Annotated in this window: 24 protein-coding genes; 8 read left to right on the top strand and 16 right to left on the bottom strand. The window is 62.3% G+C overall.

Annotated features, from left to right (window positions below; genetic code table 11):
* Nucleotides 1-23 precede the first annotated feature (23 nt).
* The 5 genes from IE188_RS07165 to IE188_RS07145 all read right to left on the bottom strand — a co-directional run bounded on the left by IE188_RS07165 (nt 24) and on the right by IE188_RS07145 (nt 5196).
* Nucleotides 24-530, bottom strand: a complete 507-nt coding sequence (locus IE188_RS07165) for a CarD family transcriptional regulator (RefSeq protein WP_191285772.1) — start codon at nt 528-530, stop codon at nt 24-26.
* Nucleotides 531-826: 296 nt separating this feature from the next.
* On the bottom strand, nt 827-1162 hold the full coding sequence (gene fdxA / locus IE188_RS07160; RefSeq protein WP_191285771.1) for a ferredoxin FdxA: 336 nt from the start codon (nt 1160-1162) through the stop codon (nt 827-829).
* Between the two features lie 49 nt (nt 1163-1211).
* On the bottom strand, nt 1212-1586 hold the full coding sequence (locus tag IE188_RS07155) for an RNA-binding S4 domain-containing protein (protein WP_191285770.1): 375 nt from the start codon (nt 1584-1586) through the stop codon (nt 1212-1214).
* Between the two features lie 56 nt (nt 1587-1642).
* A complete protein-coding gene (locus tag IE188_RS07150; protein ID WP_191285769.1) occupies nt 1643-4540 on the bottom strand; it encodes a helicase-related protein in 2898 nt (965 codons plus the stop codon).
* 50 nt (nt 4541-4590) lie between these two features.
* Nucleotides 4591-5196, bottom strand: a complete 606-nt coding sequence (locus tag IE188_RS07145) for a tetratricopeptide repeat protein (RefSeq protein ID WP_191285768.1) — start codon at nt 5194-5196, stop codon at nt 4591-4593.
* Between the two features lie 199 nt (nt 5197-5395).
* On the opposite strand from IE188_RS07145, the gene IE188_RS07140 reads away from it, so the two are divergent.
* Nucleotides 5396-5686, top strand: a complete 291-nt coding sequence (locus IE188_RS07140; protein WP_191285767.1) for an SCP2 sterol-binding domain-containing protein — start codon at nt 5396-5398, stop codon at nt 5684-5686.
* 20 nt (nt 5687-5706) lie between these two features.
* A complete protein-coding gene (locus IE188_RS07135) occupies nt 5707-6666 on the top strand; it encodes an alpha/beta fold hydrolase (RefSeq protein ID WP_191285766.1) in 960 nt (319 codons plus the stop codon).
* 39 nt (nt 6667-6705) lie between these two features.
* Here IE188_RS07135 and pgi read toward each other — a convergent pair whose 3' ends face one another.
* The 9 genes from pgi to IE188_RS07090 form a co-directional block, all read right to left on the bottom strand.
* On the bottom strand, nt 6706-8337 hold the full coding sequence (gene pgi, locus IE188_RS07130) for a glucose-6-phosphate isomerase (protein ID WP_191285765.1): 1632 nt from the start codon (nt 8335-8337) through the stop codon (nt 6706-6708).
* Nucleotides 8338-8367: 30 nt separating this feature from the next.
* On the bottom strand, nt 8368-9042 hold the full coding sequence (pgl, locus tag IE188_RS07125) for a 6-phosphogluconolactonase (RefSeq protein WP_191285764.1): 675 nt from the start codon (nt 9040-9042) through the stop codon (nt 8368-8370).
* The gene (gene zwf / locus IE188_RS07120; protein WP_191285763.1) at nt 9039-10493 is read right to left on the bottom strand and encodes a glucose-6-phosphate dehydrogenase; all 1455 of its coding nucleotides are present in this window, start codon (nt 10491-10493) and stop codon (nt 9039-9041) included. Before zwf ends, pgl begins: the two co-directional genes overlap by 4 nt.
* A 117-nt stretch (nt 10494-10610) precedes the next feature.
* Nucleotides 10611-11561: an agmatinase gene (locus IE188_RS07115; protein ID WP_191285762.1), complete on the bottom strand. Its 951-nt coding sequence runs from the start codon at nt 11559-11561 to the stop codon at nt 10611-10613.
* A 50-nt stretch (nt 11562-11611) separates the two neighbouring features.
* Nucleotides 11612-12196 carry an HNH endonuclease gene (locus IE188_RS07110; protein WP_191285761.1) on the bottom strand — a complete coding sequence of 195 codons (585 nt, stop codon included), beginning with the start codon at nt 12194-12196 and terminating at the stop codon, nt 11612-11614.
* Between the two features lie 180 nt (nt 12197-12376).
* On the bottom strand, nt 12377-13057 hold the full coding sequence (locus IE188_RS07105) for an alpha/beta hydrolase (RefSeq protein WP_191285760.1): 681 nt from the start codon (nt 13055-13057) through the stop codon (nt 12377-12379).
* Nucleotides 13057-13695 carry a DNA-3-methyladenine glycosylase family protein gene (locus IE188_RS07100; protein ID WP_191285759.1) on the bottom strand — a complete coding sequence of 213 codons (639 nt, stop codon included), beginning with the start codon at nt 13693-13695 and terminating at the stop codon, nt 13057-13059. The genes IE188_RS07105 and IE188_RS07100 overlap by 1 nt, the downstream gene beginning before the upstream one ends.
* Nucleotides 13671-14402 (bottom strand): precorrin-6A/cobalt-precorrin-6A reductase, encoded by a 732-nt coding sequence (locus tag IE188_RS07095; RefSeq protein WP_191285758.1) that lies wholly within the window; start codon nt 14400-14402, stop codon nt 13671-13673. The genes IE188_RS07100 and IE188_RS07095 overlap by 25 nt, the downstream gene beginning before the upstream one ends.
* On the bottom strand, nt 14399-15451 hold the full coding sequence (locus IE188_RS07090; RefSeq protein WP_191285757.1) for a cobalt-precorrin-5B (C(1))-methyltransferase: 1053 nt from the start codon (nt 15449-15451) through the stop codon (nt 14399-14401). The genes IE188_RS07095 and IE188_RS07090 overlap by 4 nt, the downstream gene beginning before the upstream one ends.
* Nucleotides 15452-15548: 97 nt before the next feature.
* Here IE188_RS07090 and cobA point away from each other — a divergent pair, with 97 nt between their 5' ends.
* The 5 genes from cobA to IE188_RS07065 all read left to right on the top strand — a co-directional run bounded on the left by cobA (nt 15549) and on the right by IE188_RS07065 (nt 20491).
* A complete protein-coding gene (gene cobA, locus IE188_RS07085; protein WP_191285756.1) occupies nt 15549-16418 on the top strand; it encodes a uroporphyrinogen-III C-methyltransferase in 870 nt (289 codons plus the stop codon).
* A complete protein-coding gene (locus tag IE188_RS07080; protein ID WP_191285755.1) occupies nt 16418-17701 on the top strand; it encodes a cobyrinate a,c-diamide synthase in 1284 nt (427 codons plus the stop codon). The genes cobA and IE188_RS07080 overlap by 1 nt, the downstream gene beginning before the upstream one ends.
* A 79-nt stretch (nt 17702-17780) precedes the next feature.
* Nucleotides 17781-19007 (top strand): MFS transporter, encoded by a 1227-nt coding sequence (locus tag IE188_RS07075; protein ID WP_191285754.1) that lies wholly within the window; start codon nt 17781-17783, stop codon nt 19005-19007.
* Between the two features lie 184 nt (nt 19008-19191).
* Nucleotides 19192-19617 carry a GFA family protein gene (locus tag IE188_RS07070; protein ID WP_191285753.1) on the top strand — a complete coding sequence of 142 codons (426 nt, stop codon included), beginning with the start codon at nt 19192-19194 and terminating at the stop codon, nt 19615-19617.
* Nucleotides 19618-19657: 40 nt separating this feature from the next.
* The gene (locus IE188_RS07065; RefSeq protein ID WP_191285752.1) at nt 19658-20491 is read left to right on the top strand and encodes a prenyltransferase/squalene oxidase repeat-containing protein; all 834 of its coding nucleotides are present in this window, start codon (nt 19658-19660) and stop codon (nt 20489-20491) included.
* A gap of 70 nt (nt 20492-20561) precedes the next feature.
* Here the strand turns inward: IE188_RS07065 and IE188_RS07060 are convergent, their stop codons facing one another.
* The gene (locus IE188_RS07060) at nt 20562-20834 is read right to left on the bottom strand and encodes a hypothetical protein (protein WP_191285751.1); all 273 of its coding nucleotides are present in this window, start codon (nt 20832-20834) and stop codon (nt 20562-20564) included.
* 27 nt (nt 20835-20861) lie between these two features.
* Nucleotides 20862-23663, bottom strand: coding sequence for a bifunctional [glutamine synthetase] adenylyltransferase/[glutamine synthetase]-adenylyl-L-tyrosine phosphorylase (locus IE188_RS07055; RefSeq protein ID WP_191285750.1), 2802 nt, complete (start codon nt 23661-23663; stop codon nt 20862-20864).
* 133 nt (nt 23664-23796) lie between these two features.
* Between IE188_RS07055 and IE188_RS07050 the strand changes: the two genes are divergently transcribed.
* The gene (locus IE188_RS07050) at nt 23797-24276 is read left to right on the top strand and encodes a YbaK/EbsC family protein (RefSeq protein WP_191285749.1); all 480 of its coding nucleotides are present in this window, start codon (nt 23797-23799) and stop codon (nt 24274-24276) included.
* The last annotated feature ends 101 nt before the right edge of the window (nt 24277-24377 follow it).

Here is a 24377-nt window from a genome sequence, read left to right as displayed (position 1 = left end):
TCCTTGGGCTTGCGACGTAGGGTTTAGGCGGCGCGCGATTGCAGCACGTCGCCAATCTTTTTCTGTGCCGCCAGATCGTCGCCACCCGCAACGGCCGACACTTCGCGCGTCAGACGTTCCAGCGCCGCTTCGTATAGCTGACGCTCGGAATAGCTTTGTTCGCGCTGGTCATCCGTGCGGTGCAGGTCGCGCACCACTTCGGCAATGGCGATCAAGTCGCCCGAGTTGATCTTCTGTTCGTATTCCTGTGCCCGGCGCGACCACATCGCGCGCTTGACCCGCGCCTTGCCTTTCAGGGTTTTCATCGCATCCGACACCTCGTCCGGGCTGGCCAGATTGCGCATCCCCACCTCGGTCGCCTTGTTGGTCGGCACCCGTAGTGTCATCTTGTCTTTTTCGAACGAAATGACGAAAAGCTCCAGCTTGATCCCGGCGACTTCCTGTTCCTCGATCGAAACGATCTGTCCAACCCCATGGGCCGGATAGACGACATATTCGTTCGGGCGGAAATCCAGCTTTTTCTTACTCATACGGCGCATCCTTCGCGTAAATGTTGCTTGGCTTGTCAGGCTGGCACGATCTGTCCGGTCGACAAAAAACCGCAGGGTATGAAAATACCCGTCGGCTGACTGTCATTTTCGGTACGTTTCACCGGCATCCGGTGGTGCTTGCCCCAACAAAATCACCCCTATCATATCACAAAAAACGACATAGCGAAAGCGCCGCAGTGCGGCAGGTGGTATTTTCGCTTGTTCCCCAAGGGATTAGCCAACTGACCGTTGGTCAAATACCCACCCGATCGGTGCCGATCCGCGACACAGGCGAATCACTGCTCTGCCGGCGCTTCGGAGAAGTATTTCTGCAACTTCCCTTCTTCCCCGTCGCGTTCTTCCGCATCGGGCAAAGGGTCCTTGCGTTCGATGATCACCGGCCAAAGTTCCGAGTATTTCCGGTTGAACTCGACCCAGCTTTCCGTGCCCGGTTCGGTGTCGGCCCGAATGGCATCGGCGGGGCATTCCGGTTCGCACACGCCACAGTCGATGCATTCATCAGGGTGGATCACCAGCATATTCTCGCCTTCGTAGAAGCAATCTACGGGGCAGACTTCCACACAATCGGTGTATTTGCAGGCGATACAATTGTCTAAGACGACATAGGTCATGATGACACCTCACTTTGGCATACAGCCCCCAATATTGCAGCCCGCGCCATCATTCAAGGGATCGCTTGCGCGAAAGGTCCAGGCTGCGACGATCTTTCTTGGTCGGGCGGCCTTTCCGGTCAGACCGGTTTGCTGGCGCCGACGAGCCGGGAACAGTGTCCTTGCCCGTGGCGGGCGGATCGAGGTCATCATACAGCGCCTGTGCCTCGGGGGCCGGTCCGCGCCGCGTCGACAGCGCAAGGATTCGGATTACCCGCACCTGGCGGCCCTGCGGAAAGGTCAGCACATCCCCTGCCCCGATCCCAAAGGACGGTTTGGACACCTTGTCGCTGTTGACCCGCAAATGACCTGCCGCGACCATCTTGGTGGCCAGCCCGCGCGTCTTGAAAAAACGCGCGTGCCACAACCATTTGTCGGCGCGCATCCTAGGCCCCGTCCGGTCGAAGCCCTGCGCGGATGGGTCTGTTCCGGTTGCGCGGGTCAGTTCTTTTCCTTCAGGGCCAGAAGGGCGGCAAAAGGGTTGTCCGGGTCGATGGCTTTTTCCTTTTTCGGACCGGACTGGTAGCTTTTGGGCTTGTTGTCACGCGGCCCCTTGCGCGGTCCGCCACGCCCCGGCTTGCCACCCTTCCTGCCGTCCGGTTTCGCCCCTTGCTTGCCGCGCGGGCGATCCCCGCCAGCGCGGTCCCCTCGGGGCTTGCCGCCACGGGCACGGGCAAACCCACCCCAGGTGAAGGTATAGAAGACCTCCTGTTCGGGTGTTTCTTCGCCTGTCTGCGCGTCGGCACTGTCTGTCGGGGTCTCCGGCACTTCCGCCGGGGGGTCTGACGGGGTTTCGCCCGGTTGTTCGACCGGCACTTCGGCAGGTGGCGGGGTCGGGGTTTCGGAAGGGGTCTGAACCGGCGTTTCCGCGGGTGTCTGGCCGGGCACCTCGTCCGGTGTTCCGCCATCGGCCTTCGCCTGTGCCTCTGTCTGGGCTACCGGCGCCTTGACCTTCACCCGCTCGCCCTTTTCGGCCTTGTAGCCAAGCCCCTGCATCAGGTCGGCGAATTGCTCCAGCGTCATGCCGGTGATCGACAACATATCGGCCTTGGCTTCGAACCCGCCGCGGCTGTCCTCGGCCCGCAACTGGTCGGCCAGCCGTTCCAGCATGTCGATACGGATCGCGCGCGCACCAGCGGGACGGTAGCCTGCCAGCATATACGCAGACGGGTCCACGCCTTCGACCACCGGGATGGTGACAAGACCGGGCGGGGGCGATTCCGGAAACTCGGCCAGATCCTTGAACAGGCTGTCCAGCACCAGTCGCAGACGGGTCGGCGCGGGTTTCAAAAGCAGCGGCATGAAGATGGTGAACTGACCAAAACGAACACCGTGCTTGCGCAGCGCGGCGCGGGCGTCCTGATCCAACTCCTTGACCTCTTGCGCGACCTGATCGCGGGGGATGATCCCCAGTGCCTCGATCATGCGGAAGCCGAAGCCGCGGGCCAGACCGGTCAGGCTTTCGTCCTTTTCGATCGCGGACAGCGGCTCGAACAGGGCCTGCACCTTGCGGTCGATGAAATGCTGCAAGCGGCGCGTGACCTTTTCAGCCACATCCGTTCCGGCTTCTTCATCCACAAACGCTTGAACGCGAGGCTTGCGCAGCTCGTCGCCCTTGACCAGCTTGCCCACGGCCAGCTCGCCCCACATCAGGCCACCCTGTTCGGTGAAGTCCAGTTCGGTATCCGGGGCGTTATAGAACCGGTCGGCGCGCAGGTGAAATTCCGGCGCCAGCGCCTTCAGACTGGCTGCGCGAAGGGTTTTCGCCTCTTCCGGGCTTTGGGCGGTGTCCTGGCTGAACCGGAACCCCTCCAGCCGGCCAACATGCTGGCCTTCCACGGTCACTTCACCTTTGTCATTCACGTCAGCCACGAGGCTCTCCTTCTGTTTCAACCGCCGCAGCAAAACGGATGTGCGGCGATCTACAAATCTTTTGGTCAATGCGCTGTGCAACGCATCCGACAGGCGGTCTTCTACAGCACGAGTCTCTCCGCGCCAATGGGCAACATCATCCAGCCAATCGCCCCGTTGTGCAACATATGTCCATGTACGAATATATGCCAAACGCTTGGAAAGGGTATCAATATCGCCATCCATGCGGTCAATACGCTTCACCTGACGCGCGAACCAGTCGGCGCGCACCCGCCCATGTTGATGCAGATCGCTGAACAGGTTGGTGATCAGCGTAGCGTGCTCGGCGTGGCTGATGCCGCGAAAATCAGGCAGGCGGCACACGTCCCACAGCAACCTGACCGAGCGGGCGTCGGTCGTGCGCGCGACCACCTCGGCATCCTCGGCCAGCATCTTCAGCGCCACCAGATCATCGGCGTCGCGCGCCCGTGTCAGGCGGTCATTCGTGGTCGGCATTTCAAGCGAGCGGATAAGCGCCGGAACGCTGCCAAAGGACAGGTCTGCATTGCGCCAGCACAGTTTGCGGATGGGTGTAAAGCTGTGCGATGTGATCGCCTCGGCCATCTCGTCAGACAGTGGCGCGGCTTCGCCCGTTACCCCGAACGAGCCATGTTTCATATAGCGCCCTGCCCGCCCTGCGATCTGCGCCAGTTCGTTAGGCGCAAGATCACGCATCCGGTGTCCGTCAAATTTCGACAGGGCCGAGAAGGCTACATGGTCGATATCAAGGTTCAGCCCCATGCCGATGGCATCGGTGGCGATCAGGTAATCAACCTCGCCGCTTTGATACATCTCGACCTGCGCATTGCGTGTCCGCGGCGACAGGGCGCCCATCACCACGGCGACGCCCCCCTTCTGGCGGCGCATCAACTCGGCGATGGCATAGAGGTTGTCGACAGAAAATCCGACAATCGCAGATCGTCCCGGCATCCGGCTTAGTTTTTTGGACCCGGCGTGGACCAGTTCGGAAAACCGTTCGCGATAGAGGAACTGCACCTCGGGCACCAAGGCCGCAATCGCGCCGCGCATCGTGTCGGACCCCATGAACAGCGTTTCCTGCGTGCCGCGCATATGCAGCAGGCGGTCGGTGAACACATGGCCGCGTTCCGGGTCGGCGCAAAGTTGGATCTCATCAATGGCCACAAAATCGGCCCCAAGACCCAGCGGCATCGCCTCGACCGTCGCGACCCAGTATTGCGCACGTTCCGGCACGATGCGTTCTTCGCCCGTGACCAGCGCGACCGCGTTGGGGCCACGCAAGGCCACCAGCTTGTCATAGACCTCGCGCGCCAGGAGGCGCAGCGGCAGGCCGATGACGCCGGTGCGATAGCCCAGCATCCGATCCAGAGCATAGTGGGTTTTGCCGGTGTTGGTGGGGCCAAGCACGGCAGTGATCCGCGGGCCACCCCGCGCGCTGTCCGAGACCATGTTCTGCCCTTCCGTCCGTGTCGGTGGGCGCGATTGCCCGCGCCCGCCCCTCAGATATCCCGCCCCTCGGCGGTTTCAAGTCGTTCGACGGCCTCTTTTATGCGCGGATTGCGGGGATGTATAGCAAGTGAATGCCGATAGGCTTCAAGCGCGGCTTGAGGGTCGCCCAACTCCTCCATGATCATGCCAAGGCCGGACAAGGCCGAGAAGTGACGCGGCTCAAGCGTCAGGACACGCGCGATATCGTCCAGCGACAGACCCAACCGCCCCGACAGGTAAAAGGCAGTGGCACGGGCGTTCCACCCTTCCGCAAAGCCGGGGGCGTGATCGGTCAGCGCGGTCAGATGCTCGATGGCGACATCGAAGTCACCGGCCTCCATCGCATCGCGCCCGCGTTCCAGCAGAAGGTCGAACGCATCCGACCCGGACCGCGACCAGAGATCCCAGATTTCGTCTTCCAACGCCTTCCAGTTGCTGTCATCTGCCTCGGCCAACAGCGCGAACAAATGTTCCAGCTGATCTGCCGCGGGCTGCGTGATGTTTTGCGTGGCGCGCGGCGCATCCGGCGACGGCGCGGCCGTCTGGGCGGCTGCCGAGATCGGCAGACCAGCGGCAAGCGCAAGAATCGACGCGGCAATGAGACATGAGCGGGCCATGCCGCAATCCTAGCAGAACCCCGCCCCAACGGCAGACACTTTTGCGTGCGGAACCGACCCTGATCGCCGGCGAAACATCGCACCCGGGCGAATTTCCCGAACGTCACTTTACCGAAAAGCGATTTACGCCCGCGTCAACACTGCGTTAGCATCCCTGCGATACTGACGCCCAAGCGGGCAGCAAACGAAAGGATATGACGTGAGCGACGTGATCAATGCGGCAGTGGCCGCCCTGAACGAAAAGATGGATGGCGGCTTTGACGGCGGAACGGCGAAATTCGTGCTGAACGGTGAAGGCGCGATCATGGTCGACAGCAACGGCGCCCGCCCCGGCGATGAAGAAGCCGACGTCACCCTGACCGCCGACACCGATGTGTTTCAAAAGATGCTGTCGGGCGAGACAAACCCGACCACGGCCTTCATGACCGGCAAATTGTCGGTGGATGGCAATATGGGGCTGGCGATGCAGCTTGGCGCGGCGCTGGCCTGACGCCACCGGAAGGACACAAAATGTCAGACGCCCCGCTGTTCAACGAGATCGCGAAAGGGCCGCCCAATGGGCGCGCCTTCTGGCGTATGGCATCGGACGGGGTGCGGGTGCGTCTGGCGCATTGGCCCAAGCACGAGGGCACGACCGGGCGTGGGACGGTCCTTCTGCTTCCCGGCCGCACCGAATATATCGAAAAATACGGCCTGACAGCGGCTGAGCTGGCCGAACGCGGATTTGACACGCTGATCATCGACTGGCGCGGACAGGGGCTGGCCGATCGGCCTGATGAGGAACGCGCACTGGGGCATGTCGATGACTTCGATGAATACCAGCTTGACCTGACCCAGATGCTGGCGCTGGCGGGCGACCTTGACCTGCCGCGCCCCTTCACGCTTCTGGCCCATTCGATGGGCGGTTGCATCGGGCTGCGCGCGCTGCACAACGGGCTGGACGTGGTCGGGGCCTGTTTCAGTGCGCCGATGTGGGGCATCGTGATGTCCAAACCCGTTCGCCCGCTGGCATGGGGCTTTTCCTGGGCCTTGCATCGCAGCCCGTGGAAGCTGGCCCTGTCCCCCGGCACCGCGCGCCAGACCTATGTGCTGGCCGAAGCCTTTGACGACAATATGCTGACCACCAATCGCGAGATGTGGGACATGATGCGCGCGCAGGCCAAGGCGCATCCCGAACTGACGCTGGGCGGGCCGACAGCAGGCTGGCTGTTTGCGGCTCTGTCCGAAATGCAGGCGTTGTCCCGCCTGCCCGCCCCGAACCTGCCAGCGGTCACCTGGCTGGGCACGCGTGAACGCATCGTCGAACCCGCCCCCATTCATTCGCTGATGGCGCGCTGGCCGAAGGGGCGATTGGAAATCCTGCAAGGGCTTGAACACGAAGTGATCATGGAAGCGCCAGAGGTGCGCGGTCGGGTTTACGATTCGATTGAAGAACTCGCCGAAGGGCGCATGGCCACGACAGCCGCCTGATCCCGACCCGCGTTCTCTGCCCGGCGGACCCGGGGCGGTTTATGTCACGGTGCGGCTTTTCTTCATCGCCTGAAGATGCGCGACCAGGGCACGGGTGGATCCGTCCAACTCCGCCCCCTCTGCGACGCCGGATACGACCGGTTCCAGCGCCACCGCCAGTTCCTTGCCCAGTTCGACCCCCCATTGATCGAAAGAGTTGATGCCAAGGATCACCCCTTCGACAAACACCCGGTGTTCATACAGCGCGATGATCTGGCCCAGCACCTCGGGCGTCAGCTTGGGATACAAGAGCGTGGTTGACGGCCGGTTGCCCGGAAACACCCGATGCGCGGCCTGACGTTCCAGCTCATCCCCTTCGAAATCCTGCGCGGCCATCATCTGCCGCGCCTCCTCTAGCGACCGACCTTGCATCAACGCCTGAGACTGCGCCAGACAATTGGCCATCAACAGCCGGTGTTGATGGTCCAGTTCCGGCTCGTGCCCCGAGGCGCCGACCATGAACTCGCACGGGATGATATCCGTTCCCTGATGGATCAGCTGATAAAATGCATGCTGCCCGTTGGTGCCGGGTTCGCCCCAGACCACGGGGCCTGACACCTCGTCCAGCAGACTGCCATCCAGTGCAACGCGCTTGCCGTTGCTCTCCATCTCCAACTGCTGAAGATAGGCCGGAAGCCGCGCCAGCCGTTGTTCATAGGGCAAGACCGCGCGTGTCGGATAGCCACAAACCTGCCGGTGCCAGATCCCCACCAGTGCCAGCATCAGGGGCATGTTTCCACGACCCTCTGCCTGGCAGAAATGCTCGTCCATCGCCCGTGCGCCTTCGAGCATCTGGTCAAACCGGTCCGGGCCAATCGCGATCATCAGTGACAGGCCAATCGGCCCCCACATGGAGTAACGTCCACCAACCCAGTCCTCAAATCCGAAGACACGCTCATCCGCGATGCCCCATTCGGTCGTCTTTTCCAGATTTGACGACAGTGCGGCGAAATGCAGCCCCACCGCGCCCTGCCCCACCTCGCGCGCTAGCCAGTCGCGCGCGGTGGCGGCGTTGGTCATGGTTTCAATGGTGGTGAAGGTCTTGGACGCCACGATCACCAGCGTTTCCGCCGGGTTGAGCGGAGCCAGCACATCCGCGATCTGCGCCCCATCGACGTTCGAGACGAAATGCACACGCGGTCCATCATGGTAAGGCGAAAGGGCAAGTGTTGCCATCGCCGGGCCAAGGTCCGACCCGCCGATGCCGATGTTCACCACATCACGAAACCGCCCACCCCCCGGCGCACGGATCTGGCCCGACCGCAGGCGCGATGCAAAATCCCGCATCCGCGCCAGGGTCTCATGCACTGCGGGGATCACATCGGTCCCGTCCACCTCGATCCGGGTGTCGCCACCGGCGCGCAGGGCCACGTGCAAGACCGCGCGATCCTCGGTCAGATTGATCTTCTCGCCCGAAAACATAGCCGACCGCCGCGCGGCCACCTGCGCTTCGTCTGCCAACGCCAGCAGAAGCTCGACCCCCTGATCATCCAGCGCGGTCTTGGACCAGTCGAAAACAAGCCCCAAAGCCCGTGTTGAAAACGTCCTTGCCCGATTTTCATCGTCAAACAGATCCGCGATCCGGCGCGTCTGACCGGCCGCGTGATAGGCTTTCAAATCGCTGAAACTCATGCTTTTCCTCAAAAAACTGTTGGCCCGGGATCAGGCCGCCCAATGAACCGTCATATCGGCCAGAACCGCCTTGACCGGGGCGTCAAGGGCATCGGCTGCATCCAACGCCGCCGCCAATGCGGCGCGCTTGCCTTCGCCCATGATCAGCAGATGCTTGGACATGGCGCCGTTCAATACCGGTGCGGTCAGGGTGATACGCGGTTCATCCGCACCGGGCGCGCGCATGGGCAGAAGCACCGGGGCCTTCGCCGACAAAGCATCGGACAGACGATAGGCGCCGGGAAACAGGCTGGCGGTGTGCATGTCTTCGCCCATGCCCAGTAACACGACCGCCAGCGGCAGGGCGTCCTCGACATCTTTTGTCAGCGTGTTCAGGCAGTCTTCCGGCGCTGCCGAGCCACCGTAAAGCGGGATCAAGCGCGCCGCAGCGGCCTTGTCGACCAGCAGGCGGGATTTCAGAAGCGCGGTGTTCGACCGGGGATGATCCTCGGCCACCCAGCGTTCATCGGTCAGCATCACATCCACCCGTTCCCAGTCCAGATCGACGCCCGACAAGGCGTCAAAAACCGGGCCGGGCGAAGAACCGCCGGGCACCGCCAGCGCGGCGCGGTCCCCGTGGTCCAATGCCATCGCCAGTTCGGACGCGATCTTGTCGGCAAGGTCCAGCATCATCATGTCGCGATCGGCATATTCGACCAGTTTCATTCGCGGATCTCCCTCCAGCGGCGTCCATCCTTGTGCAGCAGCATAAGCGCCTCTTCCGGCCCCGTCGAGAACGGGTCATAGGGCTTGGGCCTGTCGCCCCGATCCTCCCACCCGGCGATGATCGGATCGGTCCAGGCCCAGGCGGCTTCGACCTCGTCACCGCGCATGAACAGGGTCTGGTTGCCGCGGATCACATCCATGATCAGTCGCTCATAGGCGTCCGGGGCATCGGCGGCCTCTTCCCCCAAGGCGTCGGCGAAGGTCATGTCCAGCGGCACATCAATCAGGCGCATCCCGCCCAATCCCGGCTCCTTGATCGTGACCTTCAGGTCCATGCCTTCATTTGGTTGCAGGCGGATCGACAATTCGTTGGCGGACTGGCCAGTGTCTTCTTCGAAAATCGAATGCGGTGGCTCCTTGAAGCGCACGACAATCTCCGACATTCGCCCCCGCATCCGTTTGCCGGTGCGCAGATAGAACGGCGTGCCATTCCAGCGCCAGTTCGAGATATGCACCTTCATTGCCACGAAACTTTCGGTCGTGCTGGCATCGGTTTCGGCATCTTCCAGATACGAGGCCACAGTGTTGCTGCCGCGATACTGCCCGCGCACGATGTCATCGGTGGCGACCGGGTCCAGCGCGCGGATGATCTTGAGCTTTTCGTCGCGCACCGCGTTGGGTTCAAACTTCGACGGCGGCTCCATCGCGGTCAGGCACAGTAGTTGCATCAGGTGGTTCTGCACCATGTCGCGCATCGCGCCCGACCTGTCATAATAACTGCCGCGCCCTTCGACGCCCACGGTTTCGGCCACGGTGATCTGGATGTGATCCACATATTGCGCGTTCCAGAGCGGTTCAAACAGCATGTTGCCAAAGCGCAGCGCCATCAGGTTCTGCACGGTTTCCTTGCCCAGATAATGGTCGATGCGATAGATCTGATGTTCGGCGAAATGCTGCGCCAAAGTATCATTCAGCGCCTGCGCGCTGGCCTGATCATGGCCGAAAGGTTTTTCGACGACGATCCGCGCCTCGGGCCCGGCGATGCCATGGGTGTGTAGCCGTTCGGCTATGGCCCCGAACAGGCTCGGCCCAACCGAGAAATAGAAGGCCTGCACAACATCCTGTCGCACAACAGCTTTCAGATCTGACCAGCCCTGCGTCCCCGTCGCATCCAGTTGAACAAAGCTCAAACGTGCAAGAAACCCTTTCAAATCCTTGGGATCACATTTCTTTTTGGGCACAAATTCGCGCACGGCATTTTCGACAAAAACGCGATAACCTTCGGCGTCCATTTCCCCCCGTGCAGCCCCGATAATCCGCGCATCGTCGGGCATCTGGCCATCCTGATGCCGCCGGTAGAGGCCCGGCAAGATCTTCCGGCGGGCAAGATCACCCGTGCCCCCAAAAATCACAAGATCGAACGGATCGACGGGAATGACGCGCGAGACCATGGGCTGCTCCATTTGCTGTTAGCGCTAACGGGTTCTGTCACGGCTTCTAAACATCCCGTGCCGCGAAGTCTAGCATTCATCCGCCCCACCTCAAGCGAAAGTGGTGGCCGTGAGCGGTCAGCCTGTCATTACGCACAGAAGTTCGAACATGATCGACGCCCCCAGATAGGCGGTCGCACCTGTGGCATCGAAGGGGGGCGAGACCTCGACCAGATCGGCCCCGACGATCGTCACCCCTTGCAACTCGCGCACCACCTCGATCGCCTGATATGAATTTGGGCCACCCACTTCGGGCGTGCCGGTGCCGGGGGCGAAGGCGGGGTCCACGAAATCGATATCATAGCTGACATAGGTGTCACCTGCCCCAGCAATATCGCGCGCCTCGCTCATCACATCGGCAACGCCGCGCGTGTGAAACTCTTCGATCGGGATCACCCGAATACCGACACTATCGGCGAAATCCCGATCCTCGTTGTCATAGGCGGTGCCGCGAATGCCGATCATCACCACGCGCTGCGGATCCAGCAACCCCTCCTCCACCGCGCGGCGGAAAGGGGTTCCATGCGTGTACATGGTGCCGTCGAAATAGGAATGATACAGGTCTGTGTGGCTGTCGAAGTGGATCATGCCAAGGGGGCGATCCTTGGCCAATGCTCGCAGAATCGGCAGGGTGCACAGGTGGTCACCCCCGGCGGTCAACGGGCGGACATTTGCCGCCCTCACCCGCGCATAGAACGTCTCCATCCGTTGCAAACTGTCCATCAGATCGGCAGGGTTCGGGGCCACATCACCCAGATCGGCGCAGTTCGCGGCCTCGAACGGTCGCGCGCCGGTCGCCCCGTTCTGCGCGCGGATCATGGTGGACATATCGCGCAATTGTCGCGGGCCGTGGCGCGGGCCGGGCCGGTTTGTCGTGCCCCCATCCCACGGCGCGCCAATCAGCCCGATCTGCACCTCGGGAAATCGGGGATGGTCAAATTCGACGTGTGGCAGACGCATGAAGGTCGGCACACCTGCAAAGCGCGGCAGATCGAATCCAGAAATCGGCGTGAAGAATGGATCAGGCATGGCGAAGCTCCCTTTTCATGAAGGCAGGCTAGCGCCTTGCGCAGTCACCGTCACGCCTCCAGTTCGGCATCCCAATAGAGGAAATCCATCCAGCTTTCATGCAAGTGGCCGGGCGGAAACTTGCGCCCGATGTTGCGCAATTCTCCCGCGGCAGGCTGGCGCGGCGGTTTGCGCAGGTTCAGCCCGGAAAATCGCAGGGGCTTTGACCCTTTGCGCAGGTTGCATTTCTGGCAGGCGGCCACGACATTTTCCCAACTGGTCACGCCACCTGCGGCCCGTGGCACCACATGATCAAAGGTCAGATCCCCCTTGGCCCCGCAATACTGGCAACAAAATTCGTCCCTCAGAAAAAGATTAAAGCGCGTGAAGGCCACGCGCTTTTGAGGTTTCACATAGTCTTTCAGGACAACCACCGAGGGGATCCGTATCTCCAGCGACGGGCTTCGGACCACCTCGTCATATTCGGCCAATATGTTGACCCGGTCCAGCACCGCGGCCTTCACCGCCTCCTGCCAGGGCCACAGGGACAAGGGGTAGTATGACAGGGGCCGGTAATCGGCATTGAGCACAAGGGCTGCATTGGTTCTGGCCCCGCCGCCTTCGCGCACAAACTCTGTCCTGAAATCGCCATCCATCTCGCGTCAATCCTCGCCCGTATTGGCCCTTGGTCAGGCCACCGGGGCGGGGACGCCCGCCCCATGCTCTAAGGTTGACTATATATAGGATGATCAACCTGACAAGCCCCATCATGTTGGGGTAACATGAGTATGAAGTCGCGGCATGACAACAGCATGACAACGATGTGACGGGAAAGGCTATTCCTTCGCGGCCGATTTGATGCCCAGCTTGTCCTGTATAAAGCTCAGCGCAACCGACAAGCCGTCCATCGCGATGCCGTGGCCTGTGCCCTTCATGATGAAACCATAGGTCTCGAACCCGTTGGCCTGAAGGATTTCGCCGCTTTCCGAGAAATGGCCCGGCGGCACCATGTCGTCCTGATCGCCATGCACCAAAAGCACGGGCGGCTTGGACTTGATGTGATCGGCAAACTGGTCAGGCTCCAGCATCCGTCCCGAAAACGCGACGATCCCGGCAATCGGTTCGTCCCGGCGCGGGATCACACGCAACGCCATCATGGTGCCTTGCGAGAAGCCGAAAACGATGAGTTGTTCAGGGCTTATCCCCTCATCCTCAAGCACCTGATCCAGAAAGGCGTCGATATCCTGCGCGGCCTGATTGGCGCCTTTCATGCTGTCTTCTTCCGACGAGCCGTCAAGCCAAGGAATGGGAAACCACTGAAAGCCGAACGGATTGCCCGCGCATTTCTCGGGCGCGTCGGGGGCGATGAACACCGTATCCGGCAGATGTTCCGACAACGGGTCGGCAAGGCCCAGAAGGTCAGCCCCGTCCGCGCCATAGCCATGCAGGAACACCACCACCGATTTGGTGTTGCCCGAGGCCGCCGGGCGGCGTTTCACATCCAGTATTCGGTTCATCAGCGGATCCCTTCGCGTTGCTTTTCCAGCCGGTAATAGGCCCAGAGCAGCCGGGCCGCAACGCCTCTCCACGGAGACCACGCGAAGGCAAGGGACCGCATCTCTTTTTCCGCCGGGCGCGCGGGCAGGTTGAACAGCAGCCTTGCGGCTTCCTGCAGGGCCAGATCACCCGCCGGAAACACATCCGCCCGCGCCAGCGCGAACAGCGCATAGATCTCGGCCGTCCATGTCCCGATCCCCGGCACGGCCGTCAGCGTGGTGATCACCTGATCCGACGGCATCCTGCGCAAAGCGGGATAGTCGATCCCTGCCCGCGCCAACGCATGGGCATAGCGGATCTTGGGGCGTGACAAGCCCAAGGCGGCCAGATCATCAGGGCTTGCGCAGGCAACCGCGTCCGGCGTCACCATGCCCGCGCCTTCGACCCGTGCCCAGATCGCAGCGGCTGAGGCGGTCGAGACCTGTTGCCCCACGATGGCAAACATCAGGGCCCCGAACCCGTCATCGCGCAGGCGCAGGGGAATGTCGTCGATTTGATCGTGGACAGTTTGGAAGGCAGGCTCTGCCGCACAGAGCCATTTCGCCCCTTCGCGCAGGCAATCCGGTCCGTGGATCAGGCGGTCTGTTTGGTCAGCCACGCCAGCGCCTCGTCGGGTGTTGAAACGTGGTCACAATCCATCATCGCGGGCCGGTCCAGAAGCGCGACGGGACGCCCAAGCGCGCGCGCAGCATCCAGTTTCGCACGTGTCGGTCCGCCTGAATTTCGCGCCACAACCCAATCAATTGCATAGGTTTTCAGAAGCCGCATCTCATAGGCCAGTACGAAGGGCGGCTGCCCGATGATCCAGCTGCCGTCATAGGGGAACGGATCATCGGTCCGATCCACGCGCCTGCAGAACAGCGTTCTGCCCTTGGCAAATTCGGACCATTCATCAATGGATTGCGCGCCGGTCGCCAGAAAAACACGGGCACCCTTGGGAACCAGTCTTTCCACGTCTTCCCTGGTCGTCGCCGCGTGCCACAGATCGCCGTCCTGCGCCCGCCAGGCTGGGCGCAAAACGCGAAGATAGCGCAGCCCGTGTCTCCGCGCGATGGTCAGCGTCCGACTGGAAATACGGGTCGCGAACGGGTGGGTTGCGTCAATCACCGTGTCGAATTTGCCGTCTTTCAGATAGCGCTCCTGCGCCTCTTCACCTCCGAATCCGCCCCTGCGCGTCCGAATGGGGAACAATCTGGGTTCGTCCGTGACCCCGGCCAATGACGCCATGGCATCAATCCCTTCGGCGGCCAATCGGTCCGCGATGGCGCGCGCTTCCTGCGTCCCTGCCAGCAGAAGGAGCTTCACGACGCCCGTCCGATCACGGTGCCGTTTCGGTCAATCATCACGACATCAAGTCTTATATCAGCCTCCCGCAGCATCTTGGCAGCCTCGTCCCGGGCCTTCTCCACGACCACATCAGCCATTCTTTTTCCATGCTTTTCATATGCTTCCAGGGCAGTATTCATGCCCCGGACCTCTGGATCCCCCATCCAGTCAGAAAGCTGGTGGAAATCCACCTGACTGCGGCCTGAATGAAGATCGCGCGCGCCTTGGGCCAGTTTCGTCAATTTGCCAATGCCTCCACCGATGGTTGCGCGCCGGATCGGATGGCGCGCGAGGTATTTCAACATTCCCCCAACAAAATCCCCCATATCAAGCATGGCCCCATCCGGTAGGCCATAAAGCGCCTGCACGACCCGTTCCGAGGTCGCGCCAGTGCAGCCCGCCACATGGGTCAGCCCCTCGGCGCGGGCCACGTCGATGCCCCGATGGATCGAGGCGATCCACGCCGCACAGGAAAACGGGCGCACGATGCCCGTGGTGCCCAGGATCGACAGGCCGCCCTTGATCCCCAAACGCGGATTCCAGGTCTTTTCAGCCAGTTGCGCGCCATTCCTCACGGAAATCGTTACATTCAGATCGGGGCTTTTCCCGAACGTCTCTGCCGCTTCATGGATAACCCCCTTCATCATCTGGCGCGGCACGGGGTTGATGGCAGGTTCGCCCGGCGGGATCGGCAGGCCGGGCTTGGTCACGATGCCCACGCCATCGCCTGCCAGAAAGCGGATACCCTGCCCGGCCCGGCCGGTGGCGACCCGCGCGCGGATCAGGGCGCCATGGGTCACGTCCGGGTCATCGCCTGCGTCCTTGATGATCGCGGCCTCGGCCCAGCTGTCTGCCTGCCCAGCCTCTTCGACGACAAATGTCGGTGTTTCGCCTCTGGGTAGGGTGATCGTCACGCGATCCGGCACACCGCCCCCCCACAGCCCCTCAAGCGTGGCTTTCACCGCTGCGGTCGCGCAAGCGCCCGTGGTCCAGCCGCGTCTGAGTTTGGGGGGCAAATCACTGGTCATCGCGCCGACTATAGGCCGAGGCCGCAGCGCCGCCAATCCACCGATTGAGGTCGCATCGGCGCTTTTCGTCCCCCGCGCCCCGGTGCATAAGAAGCGCATGACCGACTCGCATGAATACACCCTGCCCCGCCTGCCGGGCACAGACTGGCCCCAGATGCAGCCCGGTTGGGTGTGGCTGGTGGGGGCCGGTCCCGGCGATCCCGGGCTGTTGACCATCCATGCGGTCAACGCCCTGTCGCAAGCTGACGTGATCGTGCATGACGCATTGGTCGCCCCTGAAATCCTGTCCTGGGCACAGCCTGGGACCGAGATAATTTATGCAGGTAAGCGCGGCGGGAAACCGTCGGCCAAACAGCGCGACATCTCGTTGCAACTGGTTGATCTGGCGCGTGCGGGCAAGAAAGTTCTGCGCCTGAAGGGCGGCGATCCCTTTGTGTTTGGGCGCGGCGGTGAAGAAGGCCAGACACTTGTGCAACATGGCGTCCCGATCCGCATCATTCCCGGCATTTCGGCGGGGATCGGCGGGCTGGCCTATGCGGGCATTCCCGTCACCCATCGCGATGTGAACCAATCCGTGACCTTCGTGACCGGCCATGACCAGTCGGGCGACACGCCCGGATCGCTGGATTGGGCCGCGATTGCCCGCGGCTCGCAGGTGATCGTGATCTATATGGGTATGAAGCATCTGGACCGGATTCGTGCCGCGCTGATGGAGGCAGGGCGCCCCGCGGATGAACCCGTCGCCATCACCTCAAACGCGACCACGCCCGATCAACGCGTTCTGGAAACCACCCTTGGCACCTGTCTCGAGGACGCCGCGCGCGATGGCATCGAAGCCCCTGCGATCATCTGCGTCGGCCGTGCCGTTCTGATGCGTCAGGCGCTGGACTGGCAGGCGCTGGCGGCCGGAATGGCCCCGCGCAACACCGACCCGCTGGGCCGTGGCCGTCCGGCCGAGGATCGCTGATGACCCGCTTGGGTCAGAATGGTCTGATCCTTTCCGCGCCATCCTCGGGCAGCGGCAAGACCACGCTGACGCTTGGCCTTTTGCGCGCCTTGTCGCGCCGGGGTGTGGACGTGAGCGGCGCGAAATCCGGCCCCGATTATATCGACCCACGCTTCCACGCCGCCGCCTGCAGGCGGGACTGCCCCAATCTGGACGCCTGGGCGATGCAACCCGCACGGATAAACGCCCTTGCCGCCACCGGCGCAGATCTTTTGTTGATCGAAGGCGCGATGGGGTTGTTCGATGGTGCGCCGCCGGACGGGCGTGGGGCGACAGCGGATCTGGCGCGCCAGCTGGGCGTACCCGTCGTGATGGTTGTCGACTGCGCGCGGCTGGCCCATTCGGTTGCGCCGCTGGTCGCAGGCTTCGCTGCCCATGACAGAGATGTGTGCGTGGCTGGTGTGATCCTGAACAATGTCGGCAGCCCGCGCCATGAAACGATGCTGCGTTCTGCCTTGAAAGACAACCGGATCCCGGTGCTGGGCGCCGTGCATCGGCAAGCGGGGATGGAGCATCCGTCGCGCCATCTGGGGCTGGTGCAGGCGGGCGAACACCCTGACCTGCAGGCCTATCTGAACCGCGTGGCCGACGCGGTCGAGGTTGCGATCGACCTTGACGCTATGACAGAATTGGCGGAACCGATCCCGGCGCTGGCACAAACCGGCCCGCAAATATCCGCGCCCGGAAAGCGGATCGCCATCGCGTCGGACCGCGCCTTCGCCTTCGCCTATCCGCATATTCTGGCCGACTGGCAGGCAGAGGGTGCGGTGATCCTGCCGTTTTCGCCGCTTTCCGATGAAACCCCGGACCCAACCGCGGATTTCATCTTCCTGCCCGGCGGCTATCCCGAACTGCACGCCGAAACACTCGCCACAGCCCGGACGTTCAGGGCCGGCATGCGCGCCGCGACCTGCCCGATCTATGGCGAATGCGGGGGCTACATGGTGCTGGGCCACGCGATCACCGACAAGGACGGCATCAGACACGCGATGCTGGGGTTGCTGGACCTGGAAACCAGCTTTGCGACGCGTAAACTGCATCTGGGGTATCGGTCGCTGACCGCCACGCACGGCCCGTTCGCGGGCGATTGGACGGCGCATGAGTTTCATTACGCCACCACTCTGCGGGCCGAGGGAACGCCGTTGTTCACCGCCTATGACGCCGAAGGCAACGCCCTGCCCCCCATGGGGCTGATCCGGGGCCATGTCTCCGGCAGTTTTGCCCATTTGATTGACCGCGCCTGACCAAGGGCGATCAAATGCCGCGTCCGGCGCGGTTTTTTCCGTCTGGTCAAATCTCCTGCTCACAGATACGCATATGCGCATGAGTGACGCGACCCTGACCCCGACCGACGACGCCCGCGCCAAGCGCAACGTGACCATCCTGGTGCTGGCGCAAGCCATCCTTGGGTCGCAAATGCCGATGATCTTCACCATGGCGGGGCTGGCCGGGCAATCGCTTGCGTCGAACCCCTGCTGGGCGACGCTGCCGATTTCGCTGATGGTGGGCGGCTCGATGGTGTTTGCCAACCCGGTCGCCTGGGTGATGCAGACCTTCGGGCGGCGCGTGGGCTTCTGGCTGGGCACGCTGGGCGGATCGCTGGGCGCCGCGATCAGCGCCTATGCCCTGACGCAAGCGGATTTCACCATCTTCCTGATCGGGTCCTTCCTGATGGGGCTGTATCAGTCGGCGCAGGGGTTCTATCGCTTCGCCGCCGCCGACACGGCCTCGCCCGCCTTTCGGCCCAAGGCGATTTCCTATGTGATGGCGGGGGGGCTGGCCTCGGCGATCATCGGCCCGCAATTGTTCAATGCCACCAATGACATGCTGGTTGTGCCATTTCTGGGCGCCTATCTGACCATTATCGCGATCAACATTCTGGGCGCGTTTCTGTTCCTTGGGCTGGACATTCCCAAACCGCCCAAACCCACGGCTGACGATCCCAAGGGCCGCACAAGGCGCGAGCTTCTGCGCGACCCGGTGATTGCGGTGGCGATCATCTGCGGCATGGTCTCTTACGCGCTGATGAACCTTGTCATGACCTCGACGCCCTTGGCGGTGGTCGGCTGCGGGTTTGAAACCGACATGGCGGGCAATGTCGTCACCGCCCACGTGCTGGCGATGTTCGTGCCCAGCTTCTTCACCGGCCACCTGATCGCGCGCTTCGGCACCCGCAAGGTGATCGCCACCGGCCTGGCCATCCTTGGCCTTGCCGGCGTCGTCGCGCTGCAAGGGGTCGAGCTGGAGAACTTCTTCGTCGCCCTGATCCTGCTGGGCGTCGGCTGGAACTTTGGCTTCATCGGTGCGACCTCGATGCTGGCCGGTGCCCACGCGCCCGAGGAGCGCGGCCGCGTACAAGGCATGAACGACATGATCGTCTTTGGCTGCGTGACCATTGCGTCACTGGCCTCGGGCGGGCTGATGAACTGCTCGGGCGGCTCGACGGTCGAGGGCTGGAACGCCGTCAACCTCGCCATGGTGCCGTTCCTTGCGCTGGCAGGAGCATCGCTGATCTGGCTGATGCTGCGGCCGCAGGAGGATGAGGTGTGAGGGGGATAAAGTTGACTTGAAGGTCTACTTTGAGCCCGCAGTGCTAAATTTCTGCAAAGTAGCGAATGGCCGCTTGCGGTGCCGGTGTTGATGGAAATCAATCATGTCGATCATTTCGACTGATAGCATTTTAGTGTCTCGAATCCAGACTACAACGCGTTTGCTATGAGGAAAAGGAATACCGATGGCTGGAAAACTTGGACTAACGGGCAAGTGCCTGTGTGGTGCTGTGAGGGTCTCTGGAGAGGCAACCAAGCCGGACGTCACGGTTTGCCATTGTGAAATGTGCCGCCGCTGGTCCGCAGGGCCGTTCATGGAAGTTACCTGCGATCAAGTGAACTTTGAAGGTGAAGAAAACATCGGTCGTGTTCGTTCGTCCGAATGGGCCGAGCGCGGCTTTTGCAAGGCATGCGGCTCCAACCTGTTTTACCACATTATTGGGGCAGATGAGTATCAGTTGTCCGTTGGGTTGCTTGATGATCAATCAAAACTGCAATTATCCTTGCAGGTGTTCACTGATAGCAAGCCGTCGTTTTATGAATTCGCAAACAAAACCAAGATGATGACGGGCGAACAGGTCGTTGCTGCGTTCGCGCCGCCGCCCGAGTAGCGCGGCATTGTCGTCGTTGCCCCTGAAGGAGGCCTCTTGAATGGACTTAAAGCCTGAAATCAACGCGTTGATTGCCCGCCAGCATGAAAACGGAGGTCCTTTCTGGTCTCGTCTCGATGGCAATATCCATGCACCAGCCGGGTTCTGCACCATAGATGTTTTGCATGCGATTGGTCAGCTGGGAGGGTCTGCCGCCGGCAATCCTGTTTTGAAGGATGCCCTGAGCTTCCTTGAAACATATCAGAACGATGACGGTTCCTTTCGATACACAGACAAGCAATCAAAACTGCCTTGCATCACAGCCAACGTCTTATGCGTATTTGGTCGCCTCGGTGCTTCTGACTGGCCAGGTCTGGACGCGGCATATGAATGGTTGCGGTCTAATCAAGCGAGCGACGGCGGCTGGCGCTGTGCCACTACGAAGCTTGGCAAGTCTCCTGAAACGGATGCCAGCAATCCAGGAACAACACTCTGGGTCCTCGACGCGTGTCTCTTCAGGAAACACAGCAAGAAGGTGAAAGCACAGCTCAATCAGGGTGTCGATTTCCTGTTGGACCATTGGGACAGCCGCAAGCCGCTGGGACCCTGCACGTTCGGGATCGGCAGTCGGTTCCTGAAAACAGAATTCCCATTTCGCAGGTATAACCTCTTCTACTATGTCTTCGTGTTATCGCAGTATGATCGCGCAATCCGAGACCATCGGTTTAGACAGGCATTTGCAGCTCTGAAGCGGCAAGCCAAGGGCAATGGTCTTCGCATCACGGCCCCACACAAGGCTTGGAAAGACTCGATACTTGCCCCAGAGACGGGCCCCAGCCGTCCGGCAACGAAGTATTGGGAAGACATCTGCAAACGCATTGAAGCAGCGGAGTAGGATCATTCCAAAGCTGCCATTGGCGCAACCGCAGCGAATGCTAACTATGTCCCGCAACGCCGACATTTACTCACCCCACCCGTCCCTTGCGCCCCCCACGCCGCTTGGGCGCCGCAGCGTCGTCCAGCGCCAGTTTCATCACCTCGGTCATCGGGTGCTCCGGCGCGTCGGCACCAAAATGGGTCAGCAGGGTCTTGATCCGCTCAGCCTGCGGCATCTCGTGATCGTCGAACAGCGCCCAGTCCAGGAAGATGGATCGGCATTCCTCGATCCGGATCCCGTCGATGCGATAGCTTTCGCGGATCAGGCCGCGCGGGTCGATGGCTTTGATGAGGTCTGTCATGTTGCCCCCCGGTGTGGCGACCCGAAATCAGTTCGGGGGTGATGCCAGCACCTCGTCTATGGCGCGGGCGGCGGCCCTTGCCCTGGTCTCCAGTTCCTTGACCAGCGCCGCCTCACTTTCGGCACCGGTCTCGCGCATAAGCAAGTCCTGACCGCCCTTCCCCAGCGCGTCAAGGTCCAATGGATCATCGGACAACAGTTTCGACACCGCCTGAAGCCGCCACATCAAATCGTGGCTGTCGGCCATCGCCTGCCCCTGTGCGGGCGTGAACCAGCCAAGCGCCACGCCCTGTTCGATCTGCGCGGCCGGGTCGCGCGCGGTGTCGTGAGACAGAAGGGCCGCCGCCTGCGCGACCAGTTCCACGTCCTGCAAATGCCCGACGCCCAGCTTGGCATCCAGCGCGCCACCGCCGGTTTTCGCCTCGGCAATGCGGCCCCGCATGTCGATCACGTCCGCCACCACCTTTGCCGGGTCGCGGTCAAAGGCCATCACCTCGGCGCGGGCCGCGTCATAGGCCTGGGCCACGCTGTCCGGTCCGGTCACGACGCGCGCGCGGGTCAGCGCCAGATGTTCCCATGTCCAGGCCTCGTCCCGCTGATACGCACGGAAGCTGTCGATCGAGGTTGCGACCGGCCCCTGACGGCCCGAGGGGCGCAGGCGCATGTCGACCTCGTAAAGCCGCCCCTCGGCCATGGGCGCGGACAGGGCGGTCAGGAAGGCTTGCGTCAGGCGCGCGTAGTAGGTGCGGGTGGCCAGGGGGCGCCGGCCGTCGGACATCTCTTCACCCTGGGGGTCGTAGATCATGATCAGGTCAAGGTCCGAGGTTGCCGTCAGGCTGCGCGCGCCCAGTGATCCCATGCCGATGATCGCCGCCCCCGCGCCCGGCGGGTCGCCGTGTTTGGCCGCGAAATTCCCGACCACCACCGGCCAGATCGCGCGGATCACCGCATCCGCCAGATCGCTGTATTGCGTGCCTGACTCGCGTGCCGTGATCAGGCCGCGCAGAAGATGCACACCCACGCGGAAATGCCATTCCTTCATCCAACGCCGGGTGCCATCCAATCGTGCTTCGTAATCCGGCCAGTCCTGCAATCGGTCTTCCAGTTGCGCCTGAAGCGCCTCGGCCCCCGGCCAGTCTTCGAAAAATCCGCCGCCGATCACCGCATCCAACACCTGTGCATTGTGCCCCAGATACGCCGCCAGGGCTGGTGCCGTGGCGGCGATATCGATGATCAAGTCTACCAATGTCGGGTTGGCTTCGAACAGGGAAAACAGTTGCACACCGGCGGGCAGACGCGACAGGAAACCGTCGAAATGGATCAGCGCGTCATGCGGCCGCGGAGCTTCGGCAAGTCGCGCCAGAAGGTCCGGTTTCAGCCGGTTGAAGATCTCGACCGCGCGGGCTGAGCGCAGGCAGGGATAGCTTTCCCAGCGGCGCACAATCTCGGCTTCGGTTTCGTCCAGCTCGCGCGTGTCGGCGGCAGAGCCGTCGGGGGCAAAGAAGCTTTCCGTGACCGTATGCACTTCGGACAGGGCGTCATGGATGCGCGCTTTCAGCGCGTCGGTATCGCCTTCCCCCATCATCCGCGCCAGCCGGTCGAACCCCTCGTCAGTCGACGGCAGCTTGTGCGTTTGCGCGTCCCGCATCATCTGCACCCGGTGTTCGACCTCGCGGTGGAAGCGGTAGTGATCGGTCAGGGTCTCGGCCACATCGGTGGGGATCCACCCTTTGTCCGCCAACGCCGCCAACCCATCCACAGTGCCACGAACGCGCAGGTCTTCGTCGCGCCCACCCGCGATGATCTGGCGGGTCTGGGTGAAGAACTCGATCTCGCGGATGCCGCCGCGCCCCAGCTTCATATCGTGGCTTGGCAAGGTGATGTCACCATACAGGCCTTTGTGTTCGCGGATCCGCAGGCGCATATCATGGGCGTCCTGAATGGCGGCAAAATCCAGATGCTTGCGCCAGATGAACGGGCGCAAACGGGTCAGATAAGCCTCGCCCGCGGCAATGTCACCGCCACACGGGCGGGCTTTGATGTGGGCGGCGCGCTCCCACGTGCGGCCAAGGCTTTCATAATATCGCTCGGCGGCCTCCATCGAGACGCAGACCGGCGTCACCGCCGGATCGGGGCGCAGGCGCAGGTCTGTGCGGAACACATAGCCATCGGCGGTGAGCTCTGAGAGCATCGCGCTCATCTTTCGTGTGGCACGGATGTGGCTGGCGCGGGCATCGTGAAAATCCGCCCCCTCGAATTTGCTGTCATCAAACAGCATGATCAGGTCGATATCCGAGCTGTAATTCAGCTCAAACGCGCCCATCTTGCCCATCGCCAGCGCCACCATGCCACCGGCGGTGGCGATGTCGTCCTCGGTCATGCCCGGCAGCTTGCCGCGACGGATTTCCTGCGCCACCTGAAACTGCATGGCGGTGTTGGTGGCCATGTCCGCCAGATCGGTCAGCGCCCCTGTCACCTGTTCAAGCGTGAACACCCCGGCCAGATCGGCCAGCCCCGCCAAGAGCGCGATGCGCTGCTTGGCAACGCGCAAGCTGGCCCGCAAGGCGCTATCATTGTCCGCAAAAGGTGACAGCTCCACCAGAACCTCAGCGATCGCATCCTCGGGCGCGCCGGACAAGGCGTCGCGCAGCCAGTCGGCCTGCTTCTCCACCAACCCTTTCAGATACGGCGCACAGCCTGCCGCGCCAGACAGCACCGCCCGTATGTCTGAAGGCTGGTCGGCAAACAGGGTGTCGATCTCGTCTGCCGGTTCGACCTCGAACGGAATCGGACAACGGGTGATGCGGGTGGCAAAGGGCGAATGCGTCATGGCCGCAAATTGCGCTGCCGACCGGGGCGGGTCAACTGGACTCGATCCCGGTGCGGCAACAATACCCCGGCTTGTGCTGATCGTGCATTTGGATAACGTGGCCAGACAACGCATCAACACGAGGTCCGGTCACATGTCAAAAAGCCTGAAGCGCGTGAAACAGGCGCTTGTCGAGCTTGGGATCGACACGAATGTGCGCGAGATGTCGGACGGCACCCGCACCGCAGCCGATGCCGCCCGCGCGGTTGGCTGCGAGCTTGACCAGATTGCCAAGTCGATCATCTTTCGCGGCGAAGACAGCGGCCATGTGGTCCTGTTTCTGACCGCGGGCGGCAATCGAGTGGATGCGGCGAAAGCCTCGGCGCTGGCGGGCGAGCCATTGGGCAAGGCGGATGCCCGACTGATCCGCGCCGAGACCGGCTTTGCGATCGGGGGCGTGTCGCCTGTCGGGCTGACGCAGGCCGTACGGGCGTTTTATGACCCGCGACTGTTGGCCTTTGACACGGTCTGGGCGGCGGCCGGCACCCCGCGCCATGTCTTTCCCGCCCCGCCCCTTGCGCTGATCGCGGCTGCCTCTGCCATCAAGGGCGATTTCGTCGCGGACCGGGACTGACCCTCTGCCCGTCCTGCGGCGGCAAATACCGTTACTTGCATTTGCAAGTTTTGCTTGCCCATCGTGCACCTGCATCTATGATACGCCGCATACCTTTATGA

Source organism: Aliiroseovarius zhejiangensis, assembly GCF_014656375.1.
Taxonomy (GTDB): Bacteria; Pseudomonadota; Alphaproteobacteria; order Rhodobacterales; family Rhodobacteraceae; genus Aliiroseovarius; species Aliiroseovarius zhejiangensis.
The sequence above is the reverse complement of the archived record's forward strand: the minus strand, read 5'-3'. Positions and strand labels throughout refer to the sequence as shown.

Coding starts and splice junctions, on each gene's coding strand:
- IE188_RS07105 (WP_191285760.1), bottom strand. CDS start 13,057: ATGAACCGAATACTGGATGTGAAACGCCGCCCGGCGGCCTCGGGCAAC.
- cobA (WP_191285756.1), top strand. CDS start 15,549: ATGACCGACTCGCATGAATACACCCTGCCCCGCCTGCCGGGCACAGAC.
- IE188_RS07110 (WP_191285761.1), bottom strand. CDS start 12,196: ATGGATGGCGATTTCAGGACAGAGTTTGTGCGCGAAGGCGGCGGGGCC.
- fdxA (WP_191285771.1), bottom strand. CDS start 1,162: ATGACCTATGTCGTCTTAGACAATTGTATCGCCTGCAAATACACCGAT.
- IE188_RS07060 (WP_191285751.1), bottom strand. CDS start 20,834: ATGACAGACCTCATCAAAGCCATCGACCCGCGCGGCCTGATCCGCGAA.
- IE188_RS07145 (WP_191285768.1), bottom strand. CDS start 5,196: ATGGCCCGCTCATGTCTCATTGCCGCGTCGATTCTTGCGCTTGCCGCT.
- IE188_RS07155 (WP_191285770.1), bottom strand. CDS start 1,586: ATGCGCGCCGACAAATGGTTGTGGCACGCGCGTTTTTTCAAGACGCGC.
- IE188_RS07150 (WP_191285769.1), bottom strand. CDS start 4,540: ATGGTCTCGGACAGCGCGCGGGGTGGCCCGCGGATCACTGCCGTGCTT.
- zwf (WP_191285763.1), bottom strand. CDS start 10,493: ATGGTCTCGCGCGTCATTCCCGTCGATCCGTTCGATCTTGTGATTTTT.
- IE188_RS07075 (WP_191285754.1), top strand. CDS start 17,781: ATGAGTGACGCGACCCTGACCCCGACCGACGACGCCCGCGCCAAGCGC.
- IE188_RS07080 (WP_191285755.1), top strand. CDS start 16,418: ATGACCCGCTTGGGTCAGAATGGTCTGATCCTTTCCGCGCCATCCTCG.
- IE188_RS07065 (WP_191285752.1), top strand. CDS start 19,658: ATGGACTTAAAGCCTGAAATCAACGCGTTGATTGCCCGCCAGCATGAA.
- IE188_RS07055 (WP_191285750.1), bottom strand. CDS start 23,663: ATGACGCATTCGCCCTTTGCCACCCGCATCACCCGTTGTCCGATTCCG.
- IE188_RS07165 (WP_191285772.1), bottom strand. CDS start 530: ATGAGTAAGAAAAAGCTGGATTTCCGCCCGAACGAATATGTCGTCTAT.
- IE188_RS07135 (WP_191285766.1), top strand. CDS start 5,707: ATGTCAGACGCCCCGCTGTTCAACGAGATCGCGAAAGGGCCGCCCAAT.
- IE188_RS07070 (WP_191285753.1), top strand. CDS start 19,192: ATGGCTGGAAAACTTGGACTAACGGGCAAGTGCCTGTGTGGTGCTGTG.
- IE188_RS07115 (WP_191285762.1), bottom strand. CDS start 11,561: ATGCCTGATCCATTCTTCACGCCGATTTCTGGATTCGATCTGCCGCGC.
- pgl (WP_191285764.1), bottom strand. CDS start 9,042: ATGAAACTGGTCGAATATGCCGATCGCGACATGATGATGCTGGACCTT.
- IE188_RS07050 (WP_191285749.1), top strand. CDS start 23,797: ATGTCAAAAAGCCTGAAGCGCGTGAAACAGGCGCTTGTCGAGCTTGGG.
- IE188_RS07090 (WP_191285757.1), bottom strand. CDS start 15,451: ATGACCAGTGATTTGCCCCCCAAACTCAGACGCGGCTGGACCACGGGC.
- pgi (WP_191285765.1), bottom strand. CDS start 8,337: ATGAGTTTCAGCGATTTGAAAGCCTATCACGCGGCCGGTCAGACGCGC.